Source organism: Bacillota bacterium (assembly GCA_040757205.1).
Lineage (GTDB): Bacteria > Bacillota > Desulfotomaculia > Desulfotomaculales > Desulforudaceae > Desulforudis.
Window position 1 is genome coordinate 1 of sequence record JBFLXL010000018.1, and the last position, 19,982, is coordinate 19,982.

At 61.2% G+C, this 19,982-nt stretch carries 17 protein-coding genes and 3 pseudogenes; 11 read left to right on the forward strand and 9 right to left on the reverse strand.

Annotated elements, in window-relative coordinates; genetic code table 11:
- Positions 1-246: 246 nt before the first annotated feature.
- From AB1402_09805 to AB1402_09825, 5 genes are all read left to right on the forward strand, one after another.
- Positions 247-3,858, forward strand: coding sequence for a helicase-related protein (locus AB1402_09805; protein ID MEW6541885.1), 3,612 nt, complete (start codon positions 247-249; stop codon positions 3,856-3,858).
- A 105-nt stretch (positions 3,859-3,963) separates the two neighbouring features.
- On the forward strand, positions 3,964-7,188 hold the full coding sequence (locus AB1402_09810) for a DUF1156 domain-containing protein (protein MEW6541886.1): 3,225 nt from the start codon (positions 3,964-3,966) through the stop codon (positions 7,186-7,188).
- Between the two features lie 143 nt (positions 7,189-7,331).
- Complete coding sequence (locus AB1402_09815) at positions 7,332-10,700, forward strand: DUF499 domain-containing protein (GenBank protein ID MEW6541887.1); 3,369 nt, start codon at positions 7,332-7,334, stop codon at positions 10,698-10,700.
- 226 nt (positions 10,701-10,926) lie between these two features.
- The gene (locus tag AB1402_09820) at positions 10,927-11,286 is read left to right on the forward strand and encodes a nucleotidyltransferase domain-containing protein (GenBank protein ID MEW6541888.1); all 360 of its coding nucleotides are present in this window, start codon (positions 10,927-10,929) and stop codon (positions 11,284-11,286) included.
- The gene (locus AB1402_09825) at positions 11,283-11,678 is read left to right on the forward strand and encodes a HEPN domain-containing protein (GenBank protein MEW6541889.1); all 396 of its coding nucleotides are present in this window, start codon (positions 11,283-11,285) and stop codon (positions 11,676-11,678) included. Before AB1402_09820 ends, AB1402_09825 begins: the two co-directional genes overlap by 4 nt.
- Positions 11,679-12,143: 465 nt before the next feature.
- Here the strand turns inward: AB1402_09825 and AB1402_09830 are convergent, their stop codons facing one another.
- A complete protein-coding gene (locus AB1402_09830) occupies positions 12,144-12,341 on the reverse strand; it encodes a toxin-antitoxin system HicB family antitoxin (protein ID MEW6541890.1) in 198 nt (65 codons plus the stop codon).
- Here AB1402_09830 and AB1402_09835 point away from each other — a divergent pair.
- The gene (locus AB1402_09835) at positions 12,331-12,843 is read left to right on the forward strand and encodes a hypothetical protein (protein MEW6541891.1); all 513 of its coding nucleotides are present in this window, start codon (positions 12,331-12,333) and stop codon (positions 12,841-12,843) included. The two genes, AB1402_09830 and AB1402_09835, sit on opposite strands and share 11 nt — an antisense overlap.
- A complete protein-coding gene (locus AB1402_09840) occupies positions 12,827-13,483 on the forward strand; it encodes an ABC transporter permease (GenBank protein MEW6541892.1) in 657 nt (218 codons plus the stop codon). The genes AB1402_09835 and AB1402_09840 overlap by 17 nt, the downstream gene beginning before the upstream one ends.
- A gap of 62 nt (positions 13,484-13,545) precedes the next feature.
- Here AB1402_09840 and rarD read toward each other — a convergent pair whose 3' ends face one another.
- The 3 genes from rarD to AB1402_09855 all read right to left on the reverse strand — a co-directional run bounded on the left by rarD (position 13,546) and on the right by AB1402_09855 (position 15,187).
- Complete coding sequence (rarD, locus tag AB1402_09845; protein MEW6541893.1) at positions 13,546-14,502, reverse strand: EamA family transporter RarD; 957 nt, start codon at positions 14,500-14,502, stop codon at positions 13,546-13,548.
- A 99-nt stretch (positions 14,503-14,601) separates the two neighbouring features.
- On the reverse strand, positions 14,602-14,910 hold the full coding sequence (locus tag AB1402_09850; GenBank protein ID MEW6541894.1) for a type II toxin-antitoxin system RelE/ParE family toxin: 309 nt from the start codon (positions 14,908-14,910) through the stop codon (positions 14,602-14,604).
- Positions 14,903-15,187, reverse strand: a complete 285-nt coding sequence (locus tag AB1402_09855) for a type II toxin-antitoxin system Phd/YefM family antitoxin (protein ID MEW6541895.1) — start codon at positions 15,185-15,187, stop codon at positions 14,903-14,905. Before AB1402_09855 ends, AB1402_09850 begins: the two co-directional genes overlap by 8 nt.
- A 386-nt stretch (positions 15,188-15,573) precedes the next feature.
- On the opposite strand from AB1402_09855, the pseudogene AB1402_09860 reads away from it, so the two are divergent.
- Positions 15,574-15,801 (forward strand): annotated as a pseudogene (locus tag AB1402_09860) (2-hydroxyacyl-CoA dehydratase).
- Here the strand turns inward: AB1402_09860 and AB1402_09865 are convergent.
- A pseudogene (locus tag AB1402_09865) lies at positions 15,784-15,915 on the reverse strand (type II toxin-antitoxin system Phd/YefM family antitoxin). The pseudogenes AB1402_09860 and AB1402_09865 overlap by 18 nt on opposite strands.
- A gap of 201 nt (positions 15,916-16,116) precedes the next feature.
- Between AB1402_09865 and AB1402_09870 the strand changes: the two are divergent.
- Together AB1402_09870 and AB1402_09875 are read left to right on the forward strand one after the other, a co-directional pair.
- The gene (locus AB1402_09870) at positions 16,117-17,079 is read left to right on the forward strand and encodes an ATP-binding cassette domain-containing protein (protein MEW6541896.1); all 963 of its coding nucleotides are present in this window, start codon (positions 16,117-16,119) and stop codon (positions 17,077-17,079) included.
- A gap of 47 nt (positions 17,080-17,126) precedes the next feature.
- Positions 17,127-17,915, forward strand: coding sequence for an ABC transporter permease (locus AB1402_09875; GenBank protein ID MEW6541897.1), 789 nt, complete (start codon positions 17,127-17,129; stop codon positions 17,913-17,915).
- 47 nt (positions 17,916-17,962) lie between these two features.
- Here the strand turns inward: AB1402_09875 and AB1402_09880 are convergent, their stop codons facing one another.
- Together AB1402_09880 and AB1402_09885 are read right to left on the reverse strand one after the other, a co-directional pair.
- Positions 17,963-18,394 carry a putative toxin-antitoxin system toxin component, PIN family gene (locus tag AB1402_09880; GenBank protein MEW6541898.1) on the reverse strand — a complete coding sequence of 144 codons (432 nt, stop codon included), beginning with the start codon at positions 18,392-18,394 and terminating at the stop codon, positions 17,963-17,965.
- Positions 18,381-18,674, reverse strand: coding sequence for an AbrB/MazE/SpoVT family DNA-binding domain-containing protein (locus tag AB1402_09885; protein ID MEW6541899.1), 294 nt, complete (start codon positions 18,672-18,674; stop codon positions 18,381-18,383). The genes AB1402_09880 and AB1402_09885 overlap by 14 nt, the downstream gene beginning before the upstream one ends.
- A gap of 84 nt (positions 18,675-18,758) precedes the next feature.
- Between AB1402_09885 and AB1402_09890 the strand changes: the two are divergent.
- Positions 18,759-19,085 (forward strand): annotated as a pseudogene (locus AB1402_09890) (ABC transporter ATP-binding protein).
- Between the two features lie 67 nt (positions 19,086-19,152).
- On the opposite strand, the gene AB1402_09895 reads toward AB1402_09890, so the two are convergent.
- Positions 19,153-19,491: a type II toxin-antitoxin system PemK/MazF family toxin gene (locus AB1402_09895; protein MEW6541900.1), complete on the reverse strand. Its 339-nt coding sequence runs from the start codon at positions 19,489-19,491 to the stop codon at positions 19,153-19,155.
- Complete coding sequence (locus tag AB1402_09900) at positions 19,491-19,730, reverse strand: AbrB/MazE/SpoVT family DNA-binding domain-containing protein (protein ID MEW6541901.1); 240 nt, start codon at positions 19,728-19,730, stop codon at positions 19,491-19,493. Before AB1402_09900 ends, AB1402_09895 begins: the two co-directional genes overlap by 1 nt.
- Between the last annotated feature and the right edge of the window lie 252 nt (positions 19,731-19,982).

Consider the following 19,982-nt stretch of genomic DNA (forward strand, 5'->3'; position numbering starts at 1 on the left):
ACTGATTCCGGACACCAGGATATATTATCCACAACCAGCGTCGCTACGCTCCGACCCCTGTCCGGAAACTCCGGAACGGGTGGCCGGAAAAAATCGGAACAGGCGGCCGATTTCACCGGAATCCGCACCAAAGGATACTAGCAGGAGATGAAAATGCCAGTATAACATCTGCCATAGCCTTGACTGCATCACTGCCAGGCCTTACAATGGCAGCAATATCTTCAGTTGGAAGACGGGGGCCTGGGTGTGAAGGGTATTCCTGACGACTACCCGGACAGGGTCAGGCGGCTGCGAAATAGGTTGGGTCTCAGCCAAGCCCGGCTGGCCGAGTTGCTCGGCGTGTCCTTTGCCGCCGTGAACCGGTGGGAGAACGCCCAGTCGCGCCCCAACCGCCTCGCCTGGGGGCAGATTCTCCGTGTCGAACAAGAGGGCTTCGACGGGTTTGAGAAACCCCCGCTCGTATACGGAAAGACGGGTTACGGCGGCGATGCGGAGCTGGCCGAACTCCGCGACGAGTACAAGCCTTTTGAGCACGGTGCCGCGCCCATAGACTTCTCCAGCCACCCGGAAAAGGTGCGGGCCGTCGTCGAGGCGGAGCGCCTGGCCTACGGGCACCTCTTTAACCCCGCCTTCGCCACCGAGATCTCCTTGATCGACCCGCTGCCCCACCAGCGAATCGCCGTCTATGAACACATGCTCCCTCAGTCCCGCTTGCGCTTCCTGCTGGCCGACGACGCCGGTGCCGGCAAGACCATCATGGCCGGCCTCTACATCCGGGAGATGCTGGCCCGCCGGCTGGTGCACCGGGTGCTGATCGTCCCGCCCGCCGGCCTGGTCGGCAACTGGGAACGGGAGATGCGCACGCTCTTCAGCTTGCCCTTCCGCATCGTCAGCGGGGCCGATTCCCGGTCGGACAACCTGTTCGCGGGTCCGGACGGCGACCTGGTGATCGTCAGCGTGGACACCCTCAGGGGGCGGCAGACTTTCGGCCGCCTGCACCAACCGGGGGTGGAGCCGTACGACCTGGTCATCTTCGACGAGGCGCACAAGCTCTCCGCCGACCGCAACCCGGACCTGACCGTGCGCAAGACCGACCGCTACCGCCTCGCCGAAGCCCTGGCCGGGGCGTCGACCGACCCGGAGTGGCAGCTGCCGTGGTGCGGTCACCATCTCCTTCTGCTGACCGCGACGCCGCACATGGGCAAGGACTACCCCTACTTCTGCTTGTGGCGGCTGCTGGAGCCCGAACTCCTGTCCACGGTCGACGCGTTCCACGCCTTTCCCGCCGCGGTCCGCGGGCGCTATTTCATCCGCCGCACCAAGGAGGAAATGGTGCGCTTCGACGGCACCCCGATCTACCCCACCCGGGTATCGGACACCTTGAGTTACGACTTGGGGGCGGCCGAGCAGCGCCTCTACGCCGAGACCACGAGCTACATCGAAACCTACTACAACCGGGCGCGCATCCTGAACCGGTCGGCGGCGCGCCTGGCCATGAGCGTGTTCCAGCGCCGCCTGGCCAGTTCCACCTACGCGCTGAAATGCTCGTTTGAACGCCGGCTGGCCAAGCTGGACGAGCTGATCGCGGACATCGAGAGCGGGCGGATCTCCGAGAGCCAACTGCTCCGTCTCCAGCGCAGGATCGACGAAACGCCGGACGTCCACGAACAGATGACCGGCGACGAGGAAGAGAGCCAGGACGGCCGGGAAGAAAACGAAGTCGCCGAGGACAAGCTGCTCCGCGGCGTGGTGGCCACCTCCCTGGCCGAGCTGCAGGCCGAGCGCCTGCAGGTGGAAGCCCTGCTCCGCCTGGCGGGGACGGTTGAAACAGCGGACGGGGAAGAGTCCAAGTTCGACAAGCTCTACGAGGTGTTGGAAGACGAGCGTTTCAAGGACGAGAAGATCCTGATCTTCACCGAGCACCGCGACACGTTGAACTACCTCGTCCGGCGGCTGGAGGGCCTGGGCTTCGCGGGGAAGGTGGCGAGCATCCACGGCGGAATGCCCTACCAGGAACGCGAGGAACAGGTGGAGTTCTTCCGGCGGCCGGCCGCGGAGGGCGGCGCGACGCTGATGGTGGCCACCGACGCCGCCGGGGAGGGCATCAACCTCCAATTCTGCTGGCTGATGGTCAACTACGACATCCCCTGGAACCCGGCCCGCGTCGAGCAGCGGCTGGGCCGCATCCACCGCTACAAGCAGCTGCACGACCCCGTGCTCCTGTTCAACCTGGTGGCCGGCAAGACCCGGGAGGGCCGGGTCCTCAAAACGCTCTTGACCAAGCTGGAGGCCATCCGCCGGGAACTGAACTCCGACAAGGTGTTCGACGTTATCGGGCGGCTGTTCGAGGGGGTTTCCCTGAAAGACCTCGTGCTGCAGGCGGTCGTCGAGAACCGCACCGACGAGGCGGTGGCCCGGATCGAGGGCCTGCTCACCCCGGAGCAGATCCGGGCGCGGCAGGCGCAGCTGGACCGGATTCTCCAATCCGGCGGCGACGTGGCCGTGCGGCTGCCGGACCAGCAAGCCAAGCGGGACCGCGAAGAACTGCGCCGCCTGTTGCCCGGCTACGTCCGGCGCTTCATCGAGAAGTCCGCCCCGTTGCTGGGCATCGGCCTGGAAGGGGACCTGGAGACCGGCTTTTTCCTCAAGCCCCTAAAGACCGGGGCTTTGGACCAGCTCTGGCCGTTGCTGGAGGCGTATGAACCCGAGCAGCGCCGGCGGCTGACGGTGTACAAGCCGGAGCCGCACGACAAAGCCATCTACCTGCACCCGGGCGAGCCGTTCTTCGAGCGCTACCGCCTGATGGTGCGTGAACGGTTCGCCGCCGACGCCCGCCGGGGCGGCGTCTTTCTCGACCCCTACGCCGACCGGCCCTACTTCTTTCACCTCTTCCTGGTGCAGGTCGCCCGCGAGGCCGACCCGGCGCTGCCCAGGGCCTTCGCGCGGGAAGAACGGCTGGAGGTCCGCCTGGTCGGGCTGCGGCAGGAAGAGACCGGCGAGATCAGGGAGTGCCCGGTGGAGCACCTGATGCTCTTGCGCGGCGGCCAAGGCGTGCCCTTGGAGTACGCGGCCTTCGCGGGCACGATGGCGGCGGCCGGGGCCCAGGCCCAAAGCTACGCGCTCGAGCACGTGGCGCTGCCGCTGGCTGAGGCCCGGCGCCGGAGCCTGCTTGCGTCCTTGCCTGAAAGGCGGGAGTTTTTGTCCCGGGGCTACGCCTACCAGGACGCCGAACTGGCCCAGTCGCGGGCGAAGCTCGCCGAGCGGGTGCGTGCCGGTGACGCCCGCGCCGGCCGGGAACTGAAAAAGGTCAAGGAGCGCCAGAAGGACCTGTACCACCGCAAGGCCCTGGCGCTTAAGGTCCTGGAGCGGGAGCCGGAGCTGATCGCCCCGGGTGAGCTCTACGAGCTGGCCCACGCCTTGGTCGTGCCTTCCACCGACCCCGCCGACAAGACGCGGCACGACCGGGAAGTGGAGCGCGTGGCCGTCCGGGTGGCCTGGGGCTACGAGGAAGACCGGGGGTGTACGGTCCGGGACGTGTCGACGCCGGAGGCCGCGGTGCCGGCCGGCTTGGAGGCACACCCGGGCTTCGACCTTCTTTCCCGCCACCCCGACGCAGAGGAAAGGGCCATCGAGGTCAAGGGCCGCGCCCGCATCGGCGACGTGGAGCTCTCCGAGAACGAGTGGGCGCGGGCCTGCAACCTCAGAAACCGCTACTGGCTCTATGTGGTCTACGATTGCGCCGGTGCCCACCCGCGCCTGCTGCGCATCCGCGACCCCTTCGGGAAACTGCTGGTGCGGGCCAGGGGCCAAGTGGTGATCGGGGAACAGGAGATATTTGCGGCGGCCGAAGACGACTGAAGAACGAAGGACACTGTTCAACCGTTTCCGGAGGGCGCTTCTCCGAGAAGCGCCGCGGCGTTAATTCAAGGCGGTCAATTCAAACTGAAACGGGGTAACGACGAGATGTCTGACGGGCCGAGACTGATCGAGCGCGCCTTTTGCCTGAAGCAGGCTTCCCTGGATTCCGTGCACGAGAAAAACGTGCGTCACGGGCACATCTCCACGCTGCACATCTGGCCGGCGCGCAGGCCCTTGGCGGCCTGCCGGGCGGCCCTGATCGCCACGCTGCTGCCCGACCCCGACACCGCCGAGGAAAGGCGCAATATTCTAGAAAAGCTGGGTGGCCGCGTCGTGGAGAAGGTGGAGAAAAAGAAGCTTCCCACTGGCAAGGTCGTCGACCGGGTAAGGGAAGAAACCAAGGGCGGCATCCTGCACTGGGGGCGGGAGGACGGCCCGGCTTTGGACTGGTTCCGGGAGGAGATCAAAAAGGCGTACGGGGACCGGGCTCCCAGGGTTTTGGACCCGTTCGCCGGCGGCGGGGCCATTCCTCTTGAGGCCATGCGTTTGGGCTGCGAGGTCACCGCCGCGGACATCAACCCGGTGGCCTGGTTCATCCTGAAGTGTACGTTGGAATACCCGCAGCAACTGGCCGGGCAGAAACGGCCGCTGCCGGCGTTTGTGCTGGAAGACCAGGAGTTCATGGAACAGTACTGCAAGGCCCACCCCGGAGTCTGCGGGGGAGGATCGAAAAAAGGGAACCAGCTGCGGTTTGCGTTTGCGGATGGTGAACGCGAACTGACCCACTGGCGTGGGTACCCCGCACCGCCCCAGGCGGACCTCGCCTGGCACGTCAGGGCGTGGGGCCGGTGGGTCTTGAGAAACGCCCGGCGGGACTTGGCCCAGTTCTACCCGACCTACGCCGACTTCGAACCGCTGCGGCCGGGGGAAACCGACTACGAGCGGCGTGACTCCCGGCTGGTACCCCTGCAGCCGGACGGCACCCCGGACATCGAGGCCTTAAACGGCGAATTCAGCGAGCAATACTTGTCGGACCAGCGAAAGCCCCGGTGGGTGCCGAAGCCTGCGGTGGCCTACCTTTGGGCGCGGACGGTGCAGTGCAAGAATTGCCGGGCGCTGGTGCCCTTGCTGAAGACGCGCTGGCTTTGCAAGAAGGAGAAAAAACGGGTCGTCCTGACGATGGAACCCAACGCGGAGCGGGCGGGCGTCGTCTTCGGCGTTCAAGCTGATGTTCCCCTGGTGGGGGGCAACAACGCCCAGAGGCGGGAGCACGACCGCAAGGCCGGCTCCGGCACCATGTCCCGTTCCGGGGCGACCTGTCCCTGCTGCGGCACCATTATGACGATGGAGGACATCCGGCTCGAGGGGCAAGCCGGGCGCCTGGGAGCACAGATGACCGCCGTGGTCGTGGACGGGCAACGCGGCAAGGAGTACCGGTTGCCTACACCTGATGAGATCCGCTTGGCGGGTGAGGCAGAGGCGGAGTTGGAGCGGGTGTTTGCGGAAATACCCTTTGGCTTGCCAGATGAACCTCTGCCTAGTAAGGAGACATTGGGATTTCGTGTTCCTCTTTACGGTTTTGACAAGTGGTCAAAACTGTTTACTCCACGCCAGCTGTTAGCGTTGGGATGTTTCATAAAGTGTGTCACAGTGAGTCGGGACAACCTATCGGAAACAGTCGAAAAGGATAACAAGTGGGTGGAAGCTCTTGCCTCCTACTTGGCATTGTTGACCGAAAAGCTCGCTGACAGAAACTCAACTCAGTGCATTTGGATATCGACAAATGCCGAAAAGCCCTCAGGAAGTTTTGGCCGTTTTGCCCTTCCAATCACCTGGGATTTTGTAGAGACCGTGCCATGGTCAAATTCTGCAGGGGGGATATCAGGTAGTCTTGAACACATTGTGGAATACGTTGATCATGCACTCAAAGCTTGCGCTAAAGGATCTATCACAACGTTTCAACAGTCTGCCTTGAAGGACCACCCCTCAGCATCATTTGATGCAGTAGTGACCGACCCACCATACTACGATGCCATACCGTATTCAGACTTGATGGATTTCTTCTATATATGGCTACGACGTACTATGTACGGATTGTCCTTGGATAGCGAGAGGGCTTTCGTTCAACGTCTGGCTCCAAAGTGGGATCACGAAGAAAACGATGGAGAGTTAATTGACGACGCCAGCCGCTACGGCGGGGACAAGCCAAAGTCTAAGGCAGCATACGAGGAAGGGATGTTTCAAGCGTTTCAAGCCCTTTATCGAGCACTCAAGACCGATGGACGACTTGTCATTGTCTTTGCCCATAAACAGCCGGATGCTTGGGAGGCCTTAGTGTCGGCTCTAATCAGAGCGGGCTTCGTAGTGACTGGGAGTTGGCCGATTCAGACTGAGCGGACAGGGAGGGTTCGTGCACAAACGTCGGCAGCACTATCATCATCGGTATGGCTCGTGTGCCGCAAGCGGCCGGAGACGGCCCGCCCGGGATGGGACAACCGCGTCCTGGACGAGATGCGCGAAGGTATCTATAAGCGCCTGCACGAGTTTTGGGATGCCGGGATCAGGGGACCGGACTTTGTCTGGGCGGCCACCGGGCCGGCCCTGGAGGCCTACAGCAAGCACCCGGTGGTCAAAAAGGCCAATGAACCGGGGCAGACGATGAGCGTGACCGAGTTCCTGCGGTCGGTGCGCCGGATTGTGGTGGACTTCGTGGTGGGGCGGGTCCTCTCCCACGACGGCGAGGCGGAAGAGGCCGACCCACTGGCGCGGGTATACCTGGACGACGTGACCACCTACTACCTGCTCCACCGCCACGACTTCGGGATGGAGGATGCTCCCGCCGGGGCGTGTATCCTGTACGCCGTCTCCTGCGGGCTTTCGGACCGCGAACTGGCCGACCAGTACGATATCCTGGCGCGGACCGGCGGCAAGGAGACGAACGGGGAAAACGGCGGGAGCGATGATGCGGAAGAGGGGCTGGAGAGCGACGCCGACGCCGGAGGCAAGGAAGGCACCGGCAGCAAGGTGCGGCTCAAGGCCTGGCAAGCGCGCAAGCGCAAGGGCCTGGGCCTGGACTCCGGTACGCGGCCCGCGCCCCTGATCGACCAGGTCCACCACCTGATGCACCTCTGGAAGGCCGGGGACGTGACCAGGGTGGACGAGTACCTGGACGACCGGGCGCTCCGCCGGAACCGGCTGTTCCACCAGCTGTTGCAGGCCCTGATTGAACTCGCCCCGCCGGGCAACGGGGAGCGCTCGCTGCTGGAGAGCATCAGCAATCATGTGGCCGCCCGCGGCCTGTCGCGTGAAACCGGGGGGTTATTCGTGTGAAGTCCTTCGCGCCGGGATTCATCGAAAAACAGCCGGTGGACCAGAGCCTTGTGCGGACGGTCCGCCTGCTCGGTGATGGCGCAAACGTGGTAATAACCCGTGAATAGTGGTAATGAATACGGTAATAACGTGGGGGTGGGAATATGAGCCGGCGGCCTTGGCAGGCGTGGCACGAAGTAGTGAAGATACGGGATGACCTGCGGACCGGGGAGTTGTCTTTGGCCGACTTCGCCGCAGACATCTACGACGTGGCGATGGGCAGCGCCAAACGGGTGTACCAGGACCCGGCCGAGTTCTTCACCCTGACCTATCCCACCTTCAACCTGAGGGAGCTGGCGAAGGACGTACTCAACCGGTTGGCCGGCAAGAGCGCAAAGGCGGTCCGGCAGCTGGAGCTGACCTACGGCGGCGGCAAGACGCACACCCTGATCACCCTCTACCACCTGGTTTCCGACCCGGCCGGGCTGCCCGAGCTGCCCGCGGTCAGGGAGTTCAAGGAGCACGCGGGGATTGCGCCCGACCCGCACCAAACGGCACGGGTACCCCGGGCCCGGATCGCATGCCTGGCTTTTGACAAGCTGGACGTGGAAAAGGGGATGGCGGTCAGGGACCCCGGAGGCGCCCGGCGGTGGCTGAAGCAGCCGTGGAGCGTGCTGGCCTGGCAGCTGGCCGGGGCCGAGGGGCTTAGGCTCCTGCACGCCGAAGGCCTGGACGCCGAGCGCGAGAGCGCCCCGGCGGAAAACCTCCTGACTGAACTGCTGGCCATCCCCGCCCGGGACGGCCTGGCCACGCTGGTGCTGCTGGACGAAGTGCTGATGTTCGCCCGGGAAAAGGTGAGTCTCGACCCGGCCTGGCGGAACAGGCTGCAGAACTTCTTCCAGTACCTCACCCAGGCGGCCGTGAAGGTCGACCGGTGCGCGGTGGTCGCGTCCTTGCTGGCCAGCGACCCGCGCAAGAGCGACGCGCTGGGCAAGGAGATCGCCAAGGAGATGTACGACATCTTCCGTCGCGAGCAGGAGGAAGGCGTGCAGCCCGTGGTCAAGGAAGACGTGGCCGAGGTGCTGCGCCGCCGCTTCTTCACCGCCGACTCGATCCGCGACCGCGAGGCTTTCCGGCCGCACGTGGTGGCCGCCCTGCAGGGGATCACCAGCCTCGACGACCAGACCAGGAAGGAGGGGCAGGCGGCCGAGGAACGCTTTTTGCGCAGCTACCCGTTCCATCCGGACCTGACCGAGGTTTTGTACGTCAAGTGGACGCAACTGGAGGGGTTCCAGCGTGCCCGGGGTGTATTGCGGACGTTCGCGCTGGCCCTGCGGGAGGCGGAGAAGTGGGACATCTGTCCGCTGATCACCGCCAACGTGTTCCTGAACGCGCCCGGGAAAGAGGAGATTTCGGACGCCGCCCGCGAACTGACCACCGTTGCGGCCACCGAGGAATACGAGGGGAAGCGGCAGGAGTGGGCCGGAATCCTGGAGGGGGAGCTGGCCAAGGCCCGGGCCGTCCAGGGGGAGATGCCGGCCCTGAAGTCCCGGGAAGTGGAACAGGCGGTGATGGCCACTTTCATTCACTCGCAGCCGGTCGGGCAGAAGGCGTCCACGAGTGAGCTTTTCGCTCTGCTGGGCCACACCAGGCCGGACCGGATTGAGCTGGGGAAGGCCCTGCAGCGCTGGGCGGAGCTGTCCTGGTTTCTCGACGAGGGGCTGCTGGGCGGCGGGAGCGGCGGCGCGGCGGACGGTGCCGTCAAGGACTTGCCCCGGGCGTGGCGCCTGGGTTCCAAGCCGAACCTGCGGCAGATGCACAGCGAGGCCTATCGGTCGATCGGCGAAGAAGCAATCGAAGCCACGCTGCTCGACAACATCTTCAAGCTCAAGAGCCTGACGGCGGGGGCGTCCGGGGCCGGGGCCAAGGTGCATAACCTCCCCGACAGGCCCAGGGACGTCGACGATGACGGCGAGTTCCGGTTTGCGGTTCTGGGGCCGAGGGCGGCGTCAACCGTGGGGAACGCCAGTGTCGAAGCCAAGAGGTACATCGAGGAGACTACGGCTGCGGATCGCCCCAGGGTCTACCGCAACGCGGTCGTCCTGGCCGTGCCCTCGCGGGACGGGCTGGAGGTGGCCCGGAACCGGATTCGGGACTACCTGGGCTGGGAAGAAGTGCGGGTGATGTTGAAGGGGCAGGAGCTGGACCCGGTACGGTCGGAGCTTTTGAGCGGCCATGTCGACGCCGCCAGGAAGAGAATACCGGACGCCGTCAGGCAGGCTTACTGCCTGGTGGTGACCGTCTCCGAAAAGAACGAAATCCAGGCTTTCAAGGTGACCGTGGAACAGGAACCGCTCTTTAATACCATTAAGGCTGATCCCCGTTCCCGCATTCAGGAGACGCCGGTCAGCGCCGAAGCGCTTTTGCCCGAGGGCCCCTACAACCTCTGGCGGGAGGGGGAGACCTCCCGGCGCGTGAAGGATTTGGTGGGTGCCTTTGCCCAGTTCCCCCACCTGCCGAAGATGCTCAGGCGCAAAGAAATCCTGGACACCCTGGTGCAGGGGGCGCGGGACGGGGCGTTCGTGCTCCGGGCCGTGCGGCCGGACCGTTCCGAGCGCACCGTGTGGCGCCAGGAACCGCTGGACGCCGATCTAAAAGATCCGGCGCTGGAGGTGGTGCTCCCGGAGGCGGCGGTGCTGTCCGAAATTAGGCCGGAACTCCTGCTGCCGGGTATGCTGCCGGACCTGTGGCCTGAGGCGCGGGAGGTCGGGGTCACGGTGGGGGAGGTGGTGGAGTATTTCCGGGGCGGAAAGGTCACCCACGTGCAGCGCGAGAACTATACGGAGCCGGTGACCATCCCCGGAGCCGGCCGGGCCGTGGTGGAAGCGGCCGTCGCCGGGAGCGTGAAGACGCGCAAACTCTGGCTGACCTCCGGACCGGCGAGCATCCTGGGCGAGGACATCCCGGCCGGCGTGCTGACGGATGCCGCCGTGCTGCAAGTACCGCCGCTGCCGATACCGGTTACCGACCTGCTGCCGGACGCCGTTCCGGCCGCCTGGTCGGTGGGAGAGACCACGGCGCTCGGCCTGCTCGGGGCACTGTCTCAAAAAGCCGGCAAAAACCTGCCGTGGGCTACCGTCCAAGACGCCATCGACGGGGCGATCAAGGGCCGCTATCTGGAGCGGACCATCGATTCGGGCGCGTGGCCCTGCGACATCAGCGGCGCGCAGAAGGTCAAGCTCCGGGTGCCCGCCGAGGTGACGCCGAAACCGCCGGTCTATCCACCTCCGGTTTACCCGCCGCCGCCTCCCCCGCCCCCTCCCGGCGTGAAAATTGCCGAGGACGAGCTTACACCGGCGGAGATTCAGGATTTGGCCGAGATCATCGGGGAGCTGGCGGGCGGCGCCGTTGGCCACGACCTGGCCTTTCGGCTGCGCATCACCCTGGGCGGGGAAAAGGACGTGCCGGACGAAGTCGTCGAGAAGCTGAACAAGCTGTTGAGCAAGGTCAAGGACGGGTACAAGCTGACCTGACCCGGCGTTTGGCTTTGTAGCGGCCCATTTACCGGACAACGAGTCAAACGCCTTAACTGGAAGTAGACACGCAGTTCTTGAAGTTAATTGACATACTGCTTGGGCCAGGGTATCATTCATGTAAAATACTGGGGTGTGGATTAGATCCGGCCTACGGAACGGGGATTGCCGCCGGTGGTTTTGAGGCTGGATTCGGGGGGTGCGATGAGGAATGGACAAGGGGGGTATGGGTCACGGAACGAAGTCGTTGCACCGATGGAACGCGGTTTCGTTCCGAGACAAGTCGAACTTATGGGCCTGCAAGGCTACGATCCGCTCCGTGCTGCCGGATGCCAAGTTGGTGCTATACGGGAGTCGAGCGCGCGGCGACGCCGAGCCCGAGTCCGACTTTGATCTTCTCGTCCTCGTGCCTGCGCCGGTCTCTCAGGCTACTCTCCAGAAACTCAGCGATGCGATTTACGACGTAGAGCTCGAGCGTGGCATTGTGGTTTCGTGTCTTGTGTGTTCTGACGAGGAGTGGAACTCCAGTCCCTGGCGAGTGTCGCCCTTCCGTGTGAATGTCGAGCGGGAGGGGATTGTGCTTTGACAGAGGAACAGCGTGCACTGGTACTGCATCGGATGAATCGAGCACGTGAGGCCATCGAAGAGGCGCGAGTGCTGCTCACCGCCAATCACGCCAATGCGTGTGTGAACCGTCTTTATTATGCGTGCTTTTACGCCGTCAGCGCTTTGATACTCACCGAAGGCCGGTCATCCTCGAAGCACTCGGGTGTTCGGGCCATTTTCGACCAAGAGTGGGTCAAACCGGGACACGTTCCAATTGAACTCGGACGACTGTACCGTCGCCTTTTCGAGAGTCGCCAACAGAGTGACTACGCCGATTTTGTCACCTTCGAAGTGTCCACCGTCAGTTCTTGGGTGGATGAAGCTTTCCATTTTGTGGAGACTGTTGGAACTGTGATTGAGGACAGGGCCTGAAGATCCTTGTGGGGTCTGCTCTGACGTATGTTTCCAACTCAGTCTTTCAGAGAAGGTTTGGTCATACGCTGGAAGTCATCTGTCAAAACCCGCAGTTTCTATGGTATGACAAATACTCTTCTGGGCGAAAGGAGACTGGAACACCTGTCCGGTGAGGATAGGTCCAGGCTGCGGGAGTATTATATGCAGACAAGGCTGCAGATATATGATCAATACCTGGCCTATAACGGCACCTGGGGCTGAATAAATGCTCTTTCCCTGAATTTGATCGTGATATTAGCTATCTCCCGGTACCCGCCGAAGACGGCTACGATTAGTGCAATTGAAAGAACAAAGACCTGAAATCCGCATGGCCTGTTCCATAAGAGTGGAGTCAATCACAATATCGTACGCACAATGCACACCCCCTTGTACACATTCTATGGTGTATTGTATTTTTCGAATCGTCAACACGGCATACCATAATTACTGATCTTTATGATTCTCTCCTTCATCGCCGCCTTTACGGCCGGCGCCGGGAAGCCTTCCGGCTTTTCGGGCGGCCTCCCTCAGCAGGAACTCGATATGGGCGTTGACGCTCCGAAACTCGTCGGCGGCCCAACGCGCCAGAGCTTCGTGCAATTTGGGGTCAATTCTCAGGGGAAAGCTCTTTTTGGGGGACATGGCTTGGCGTCCGTCAATAAAGGCTTCCGGTGTTTATTACCGGTTGGGCCCCCCGGTCGGATACTATTGCCACCTTCCGGTGCTGTTCGTGGACGAGGACCAGAGCCTGCACAGCCGGCGGGTGCTCCAGAGCTTTGCGGACGACCCCGACTACCGCGTGTTGTATGGGAACCGGGTGGAAGCGGTGGAAAAGGTGCGCGGCTTCGAGGTGCAGGCCGCCTTTGTGCTCCGGGAACACTTCGGCCGGCGGATTGAGCAGGGGCTGGCTCCGCAGGTCGACGTCTATCAGGTTCACGAGAGCGGCGAGCTGATCGCCACGCGGCAGGTCTTCAGGGCGGCGGTGGCCAAGGTCGCGGCGAACTCGGGCATTGCTGAACTGGCCCTGACGGAAATCAGCCGGGACAAAGCGGTGGCGGGCCGGGAAGACGCGATCCGGGAGCGGGCTTACCAAAAGGCGCTGGAAAGCTGGTTTCCGGGCGGCGCCGGTGAGCCTGCAGTTTGAACAGCGGGATGGAAAAGGCACACCGGTGTTTGATCAGGCCGCCCACACCTCGATCGGCTTCGCGCTCTTTTTCTGCATGTTCACCGTGGTCTTTGCCATGGGCACCATTCTGGATGAGAAGCGGGAAGGGACCTGGCAACGGTTGCGGGCGATGCCGGTTTCCCGGGGGCAGATTCTGGCCGGCAACCTCAGGGGCACCTTCCTGATCGGCATGACGCAGATGCTGCTGCTGGTATTGGCCGGGGCCTACCTTTTCGGGGTGAACTGGGGAAAAAACCTGCCCGGCACCCTGCTGGTGCTGGCCGCCTTTATGTTCTGTGCCGCCGGTTTGGGCCTGGCCCTCTCGGGGTTGGTCAAGACGACGGCGCAACTGGCGGCCCTGGCGCCGATCCTGCTGGTCAGCACCTCCATGCTCGGGGGGTGTTTCTGGCCGCTGGAGGTGGTGGAGTCCGAGGTCCTGCTGGCCATGGCCCGCTTTGTGCCCCAGAGCTGGGCGGTGACCGCCCTCCACGACTTGGTGGTCCGGGAGGCCGCCCTGACCGCCGTCCTGCCGGCGGTGGGCGTGCTGCTCCTGATGGGCACCGTTTTCTGCGGATTGGGGCTCAGGCTGATTTTGCGGGAGCCCAGGTTGAGGAGATGATCCGGTGCTGGTCGACGGCAGCACCGGCCAGGTCGATGAGTACTATCGCCGACGGGGGACGCTCACTTTTGTTGGCTTAGACTTTTCTCGTGGCGGTGATTCAGAAAACGGGATTCGAACTGTGCAAACGGCGTGGTTTTGGCCAGGGAGAAGATGGCCAGCGCCGTCCAGATCAGGACAAACGAGACCAGGTGCACGCCGGTGAAGGGCTCCTGATAGAGGAAGACGCCGATGAGCAGCATTATGGTGGGCGCGAGGTACTGCATAAACCCGATCACCGACAGCGGCAGCCGGTTGGCGGCGGCGGCGAACAGGATCAGCGGCACCGCCGTCACGATGCCGGCGCCCATCAGCAGCCCGGTAACGGCCGGGGGGCCGGTGCCAAAAGCCCCGCCGGCGCCGCTGTGCAGGTAACCCAGGTAGGCGAGCATGAACGGGGAAATGAGCAGGGTTTCCAGGGTGATCCCCGTAATCGCTCCCAGGTGGATCACTTTCTTGATCAGGCCGTACAGGCCGAAAGTGACGGCCAGGGTCAGCGCAATCCAGGGGACGGCTCCGAAATGAAACGTCATGTACAAGACCCCGGCCGTGGCCAGGACGAACGAAACCATCTGCCAGTAGGAGAGCCGTTCCTTCAAGACAACGATGGCCAAAAGGACGCTCACCAGCGGGTTGATATAGTACCCCAGGCTCGACTCCACGATGTGGTCGTTGTTGACCGCCCAGATGTACGTCAGCCAGTTCACGGTGATCAAGGCGGCCGCCAGCACGACTCCCGCGGTCTGTTTCGGCTGCTTGAGCACGCCGCGCAGTTCGATCAGGAACGGTCGCGTTTTTCCGGACAGGAGCAGTACGGCCACCAGAAAAGCAAAGGACCACACGATCCGGTGGGCCAGGATCTCCGGCGGCGGGACGCTTTGGACGAGTTTCCAGTATAGCGGCAGTACTCCCCACAGCAGGTACGCGCCCAGGGCGGCGGCAATGCCGGCCAACCGTTCATCGGCCTGATCGTCTTTCACATTCTAAAGCTCCGGTTAGAAGTTGATGCAAACAAATGTAAGCATTCTTGCTCCCGACCAGGGAACGCCCAACGGGAGTCCTGGCGCGAGGCAATAGGTTTAGAGCTGTTTGTCAAGGTCTCTCTTTGCATAGATCACACGGTAAATCTCCACGGTTTTTTCTTGTTCGTTGACCGTATAAAGCACGGCGTAATTTTTTACACTCAGGATGCGGTACTCGCGCTCCAAAGGCTTTGCCGGTTGGTAGACACGGCAGGAATACGGAAACTTCTTCATGCGGGATATAGCGACGTCCAATGCTTCGAGCAAATCAATAGCCGCCTTTGGCGCGTTGAGGGTCTCCGCGACGTAAAGCACGGCCTCCGCAATGTCACGACTGGCAACAGGCAAATACGAGAGACTATACATCCTCCGCGGCCTTCTCCTGAAGCTTGCGTCTCAGGCCAGAAAACACTTCCTTGTGGGAAAACCGTTTGCCGGTGGTTTTCGCTTCCAGCTCCGCCTCTTTGAGCTTGAAGTAAATCTCGCTGCTAAACTGAAGGCGCTCAAAGGCCTCCATGCTCATAATGACCATGTTGCCGTAGCCGTTCTTTGTCAGAAAAACCGGCTCGGAGCTCTCGTGAACCGTTCTGGAAATATCTGCAAAATTATTGCGAAGATCGGATACAGGTCTGATATGCGGCATGTTTTCCCCTCCCACCACAGTTTTGCTTAAAATTATCATAATTATGCTAATTACACAAGCGCAAACGATGACGGGAAGCTAGGACCCCGGAGAGTTTTGCGACACGAGAACCGTTCCCCTGTCTTATGCAGATGCGCTGATTGTCACCCTTGCGCTTGCGTATGTCGTGCCGGACTAATGCTGGCCGTCCTGCTGGCAGGGCTGATGCTCGCTTTTACCGCCAGATGTCTGGGATTGCCGCGGTTACCGTTCTGGACGGCGACGGCTAGATAACCAAAAGTAATCAAAAAGCAAAAGGACTATTATAGATGTGCGCCGAAGAAGCTGGTACACCTGAAAAGCACCAAATACCAGCGGGGAGGGCGACCGTCTTGGAAATCACGAGCATGCAAATCTTCGAGGAAATGAAAAAAGGAAACGCCGTCCGGGTGAAACAGGCCAAGGAAGAGGGGCGCAAGGTGGTGGGGACCTACTGTACTTTCGCCCCCGAGGAACTGATCCTGGCGGCCGGCGCCATTCCGATCGGCTTGTGCGGCACGAAGGAGGAGCCCATCCCGGCCGCCGAAGAGGTTCTCCCACGCAACCTCTGCCCCCTGATCAAGTCTTCCTACGGTCATATCGCCCACACCGTTTTTGGTAATAAAAACAGGCTCACGCTCCCGGCGACAAAACTCCGAGATTTCATTAGCGTTGTTCCTTAAATCCGAAATCGGCCGGATATTCGGCATTTCAAGCCCTCCTGGCTCTCAATATCCATGCATTTACCATACTAGAATTTTGAGAGACAATTGAACTGTATCTTGGCTGTGCCTGGTCACGGTGCGGCTCCGGAGGAGCAGTTCCTCCCCTTGACATGGACCATGCAGGTCTATACAATCGCATTTGTGACGGACGGTGACAGATAGAACTTCAGGGAAGGGGGCGGGGACGTGATCCCGGCTGTGGAAACGTCGGGCTTGGTGAAGACCTTCGGGAAGACGCGCGCCTTGGACGGCGTCGACCTCGAGATCGGCCGCGGTTCGGTCTATGGACTTCTCGGTCCCAACGGGGCCGGCAAGACCACCATTATCCGCATCCTCGCCACGCTCCTTCGTCCCAACGCCGGCACCGCGCGCGTACTCGGGCACGACGTGGTGCGCGAAGCGGCGGCGGTCCGGTCCAAGGTCGGCCTGACGGGCCAGTTCGCGTCCGTGGACGAGGACCTCACCGGCCGGGAGAACCTTGTGTTGATCGGCCGCCTGCTGGGGTTTTCGTGGCGCGGCGCGCGGGACCGGGCGGACGAGCTTCTCGGCGCGTTCGGCCTGGCGGAGGCCGCTGGACGCCAGGTGCGGACGTTCTCCGGCGGAATGCGGCGCCGGTTGGACATCGCGGCGAGCCTCGCGGCTACTCCCGAGTTGCTCTTCCTGGACGAGCCGACAACGGGCCTTGATCCACGGAGCCGGAATCATGTCTGGGACCTTATCCGCGCCGTTGCAGCTCAAGGCACGACGGTGCTCCTGACCACGCAGTATCTTGAGGAAGCCGACCGCCTGGCGGACCGCCTGGCCGTCATCGACTGCGGCAAGCTGATCGCGGAAGGGATGAGTCACGAGCTGAAGGTGTCCGTGGGCGGGAATACGCTCCAGGTTCGCCTCCGCGCTGCCGAACAGCGCCCGGCGGCCGGGGAACTCCTCAAAGAGCAACTCGGCCTCAAGATTCACAATGGAAGCGATCCATACTCAATCTCGGCCGGTGTGGCGAACGACACGGCCGCGACGGAGGCGCTCGTCGCGCTTTCCCGCGCCGGCATAGGCGTCACCGAGTTCTCTCTCGGCCAGCCCAGCCTGGACGAGGTGTTCTTCGCTCTCACGGGGCGTCCCGCCGAGGACCGGTCGCCGGAGGTGAGCGCGTGAAAGGGAAGGGGAAGGTCTCCCCGGGTGCCGCTTTCGCGGAGGACGCCCTGCGACGCCCGGCGGTCGAACGGCCGCCGGCGCCCAGCGCCTTGTCCGCCTCGCTGACGCTCGGGTGGCGTACGCTGCTGAAAATCAAGCATCTGCCGTATCAGCTCTTCGACGTGACCGTGTACCCGCTCATGATGACGCTTTTGTTCACGTTTCTCTTCGGTGGCGCCCTCGCGGGCTCCCCCGGGGAATACATCCAGTTCCTGCTGCCGGGCATCCTGGTCCAGACCGTGATCTTCATCACCGTCTACACGGGGATGGGCCTTAACATCGACATCGACAAGCGCCTCTTCGACCGCTTCCGGTCGTTGCCCATCTGGCAACCGGCGCCGTTGGTGGGGGCGTTGCTCGGCGACGTGCTGCGCTACTCGGTCGCCGCGCTGATGGTTATCGGCTTGGGGCTGACCCTGGGGTTTCACCCCGGGGGAGGGGCCGTCGGCGTGCTTCTCGCCGTGGCGCTCGTGCTCGTTTTCGCCTTCAGCGTGTCCTGGATCTGGATGGTGGTCGGGATGATGGTCAAGACGCCCGACTCTGTCATGACGATGAGCTTTGTGATCCTGTTTCCGCTCACCTTCGTGAGCAACATCTTCGTGGATGCTTCCACCATGCCGGGCTGGCTGCAGACCATCGTCGGCCTCAACCCGGTGACGCACCTGGTTACCGCGGCGCGCGGGCTGATGCACGGGAGCGTGGCGCTGGTGAACGTGACGTGGGTGCTCGCCGCCTCCGCAGCGATCGTGGCTGTGTTCGCGCCGCTGGCGATGCGGGTGTACCGCAAGGAGAGGTAACCGCACGGGGCCTGTTGCGGGGATATCGGAAAGGCCATTGCCCAACTTTACCGGTTATTTATTTCGATCTTAGTTAGAAACTCTTTAGGTGAACATATTGAAAGGTCGACCTTTTCTTTCAGGAATTCAGTAAGAAAGTGCCGGTCGAGACTTAAAAGCCAGTCTGCCTGTCCGGTTATGGCCGCCGCCAGTATAGGCGCGTCTTTTTCGTTGATCAAGGTTTTTGCATATTCCAAGCTTTTATCTGTTGCGTCTATTATTTTAAACGGCAGTATTTTGAAGAGCGTATAAAAATGGGGCAGAGAATAGGGCAGTTTTTTTTGTATGTTGCGGAGTACTTCGCTCACAACTTCCTCGGAGATACATGGCCGGATTAATTTAAGCTCGGCCAGGGCTAATACTTTATGCGAACCACCTGTTGTCGAGGCGAGTCCGGCAATAATCACGCTACTGTCCAAGAAGACCTTAATCGGTTTCATACTCATGGGCGCCTTCCCTAAGTTCGCTTAGCAGATCTTCTATAGTAATTTCTTTTTGCCTTATTTCCTTTTGAATTGAACCGGCCAGTTCTTTTACGCTTAATTTTTCAGGAGTAGCGATGATAGCCTTGCCGACCTGGAACACCTCAAGAAACGTATCCTCACCGATTCCTAGCCGCTCCCTGATTTCAGCGGGAATTGTAAATTGTCCTTTCTCCCAGACACGCACCTTTTTTATAGAAGAATATTTAGGACGCCGATCCGCATTAATTTCAGACATTTAGAAATACCGCCTTTCAGCCTTTCAGATTATTATGTTCGCGGAAGCATGAAATGTCAAGAGGGACGGCAGCCAACGCCTGCTCTGCTGGTGCTGGATGAGCCCACCTACGGCGTGGACCCCGAATTCCGCAAGGAATTCTGGAAGATCCTGTACCGCCTGAATCGGGAGGGGATGACCATCCTGGTTTCCACCCCCTACATGGACGAAGCGGAGTTGTGCGGCGTGGTGGTCTTTATGGACCGGGGCCGGGTGACGGCGGTGGATTCCCCGGCGGGCCTCAAAAAAGGCTTCCGGCACCACGTGCTGGAAGTGCGGGCGAAGGTCCGGGATCCGGAAATGTTCTGCGGCCTGGCCGAATCGCTGGACTACTCCTTTTATGGGAATAAGTGCCGCGTGGTGGTGGATGACATCGCGGCCGCAGCTTGCACGTATCGCCATTAACAAGACCTGACCGGGTGGACTATAATGCTGAAATCTAAGGTGTTTCAACGAAGCCGATTAGTATATCAACCACCTCGTCCAGGATATCTGCGGGGGCTTTTTCAATAAAGGAAGCATTCCTTGCCGAAATATCCAGAGATTTGACCTGCTCGCACATAATCACACCCGTTGTTTTCGTCCTTTCATCCAGCGGCACGTGAAGGGGAAATCCCCTGTTGGTATTAGTAATTGGACAGACAATAGCTATTTTGGTGAAATGATTAAAGGTGTTATTGCTTACCACAAAGGCAGGTCTTCTGCCCTTCTGTTCATGACCTGCCTGCGGATCAAATTCAAGCAGAAGGATGTCTCCTTGTTCCGGTATATACCCCATTAAAGCACCTCTTTGCCTGTCGGCTTACCGGTATCCCATTCAGCGCACCGGTAATCTTCCTGATATTCAGCGATTCTTTCCGCTAATTTTTTATGTTTTTTAACAGGAATAATAATCAAGTTGCCATCTTGAACCTTTATTTCCACCCTGTCATTTTCATGTAGGCCTGCCAGTTCAAGAATAGATTTTGGCAGCCTGACTGCCTGGCTGTTACCCCATTTTTGAATTGATGTAAACACGGATATCACCCCTTGTCTCTAGTATATACCCCGTATCTACAAGTGTCAAGGGACACAATGAAAATTAAAAGACACTAAATGGTAACTGGGTGTTGCCGGAGCAATTTATCCTTACCCTTTGTTACTGTCCCTGCCAGGATTATTTGTCAGTGATTGACGGGATAAGATGGCAGGGATAAGTAGTTGAGGGAGCGAAATGCAGAAATCAGGCCATAGACCTGGTTTTTTTATTTGTGGAGAGAAATAACCGCC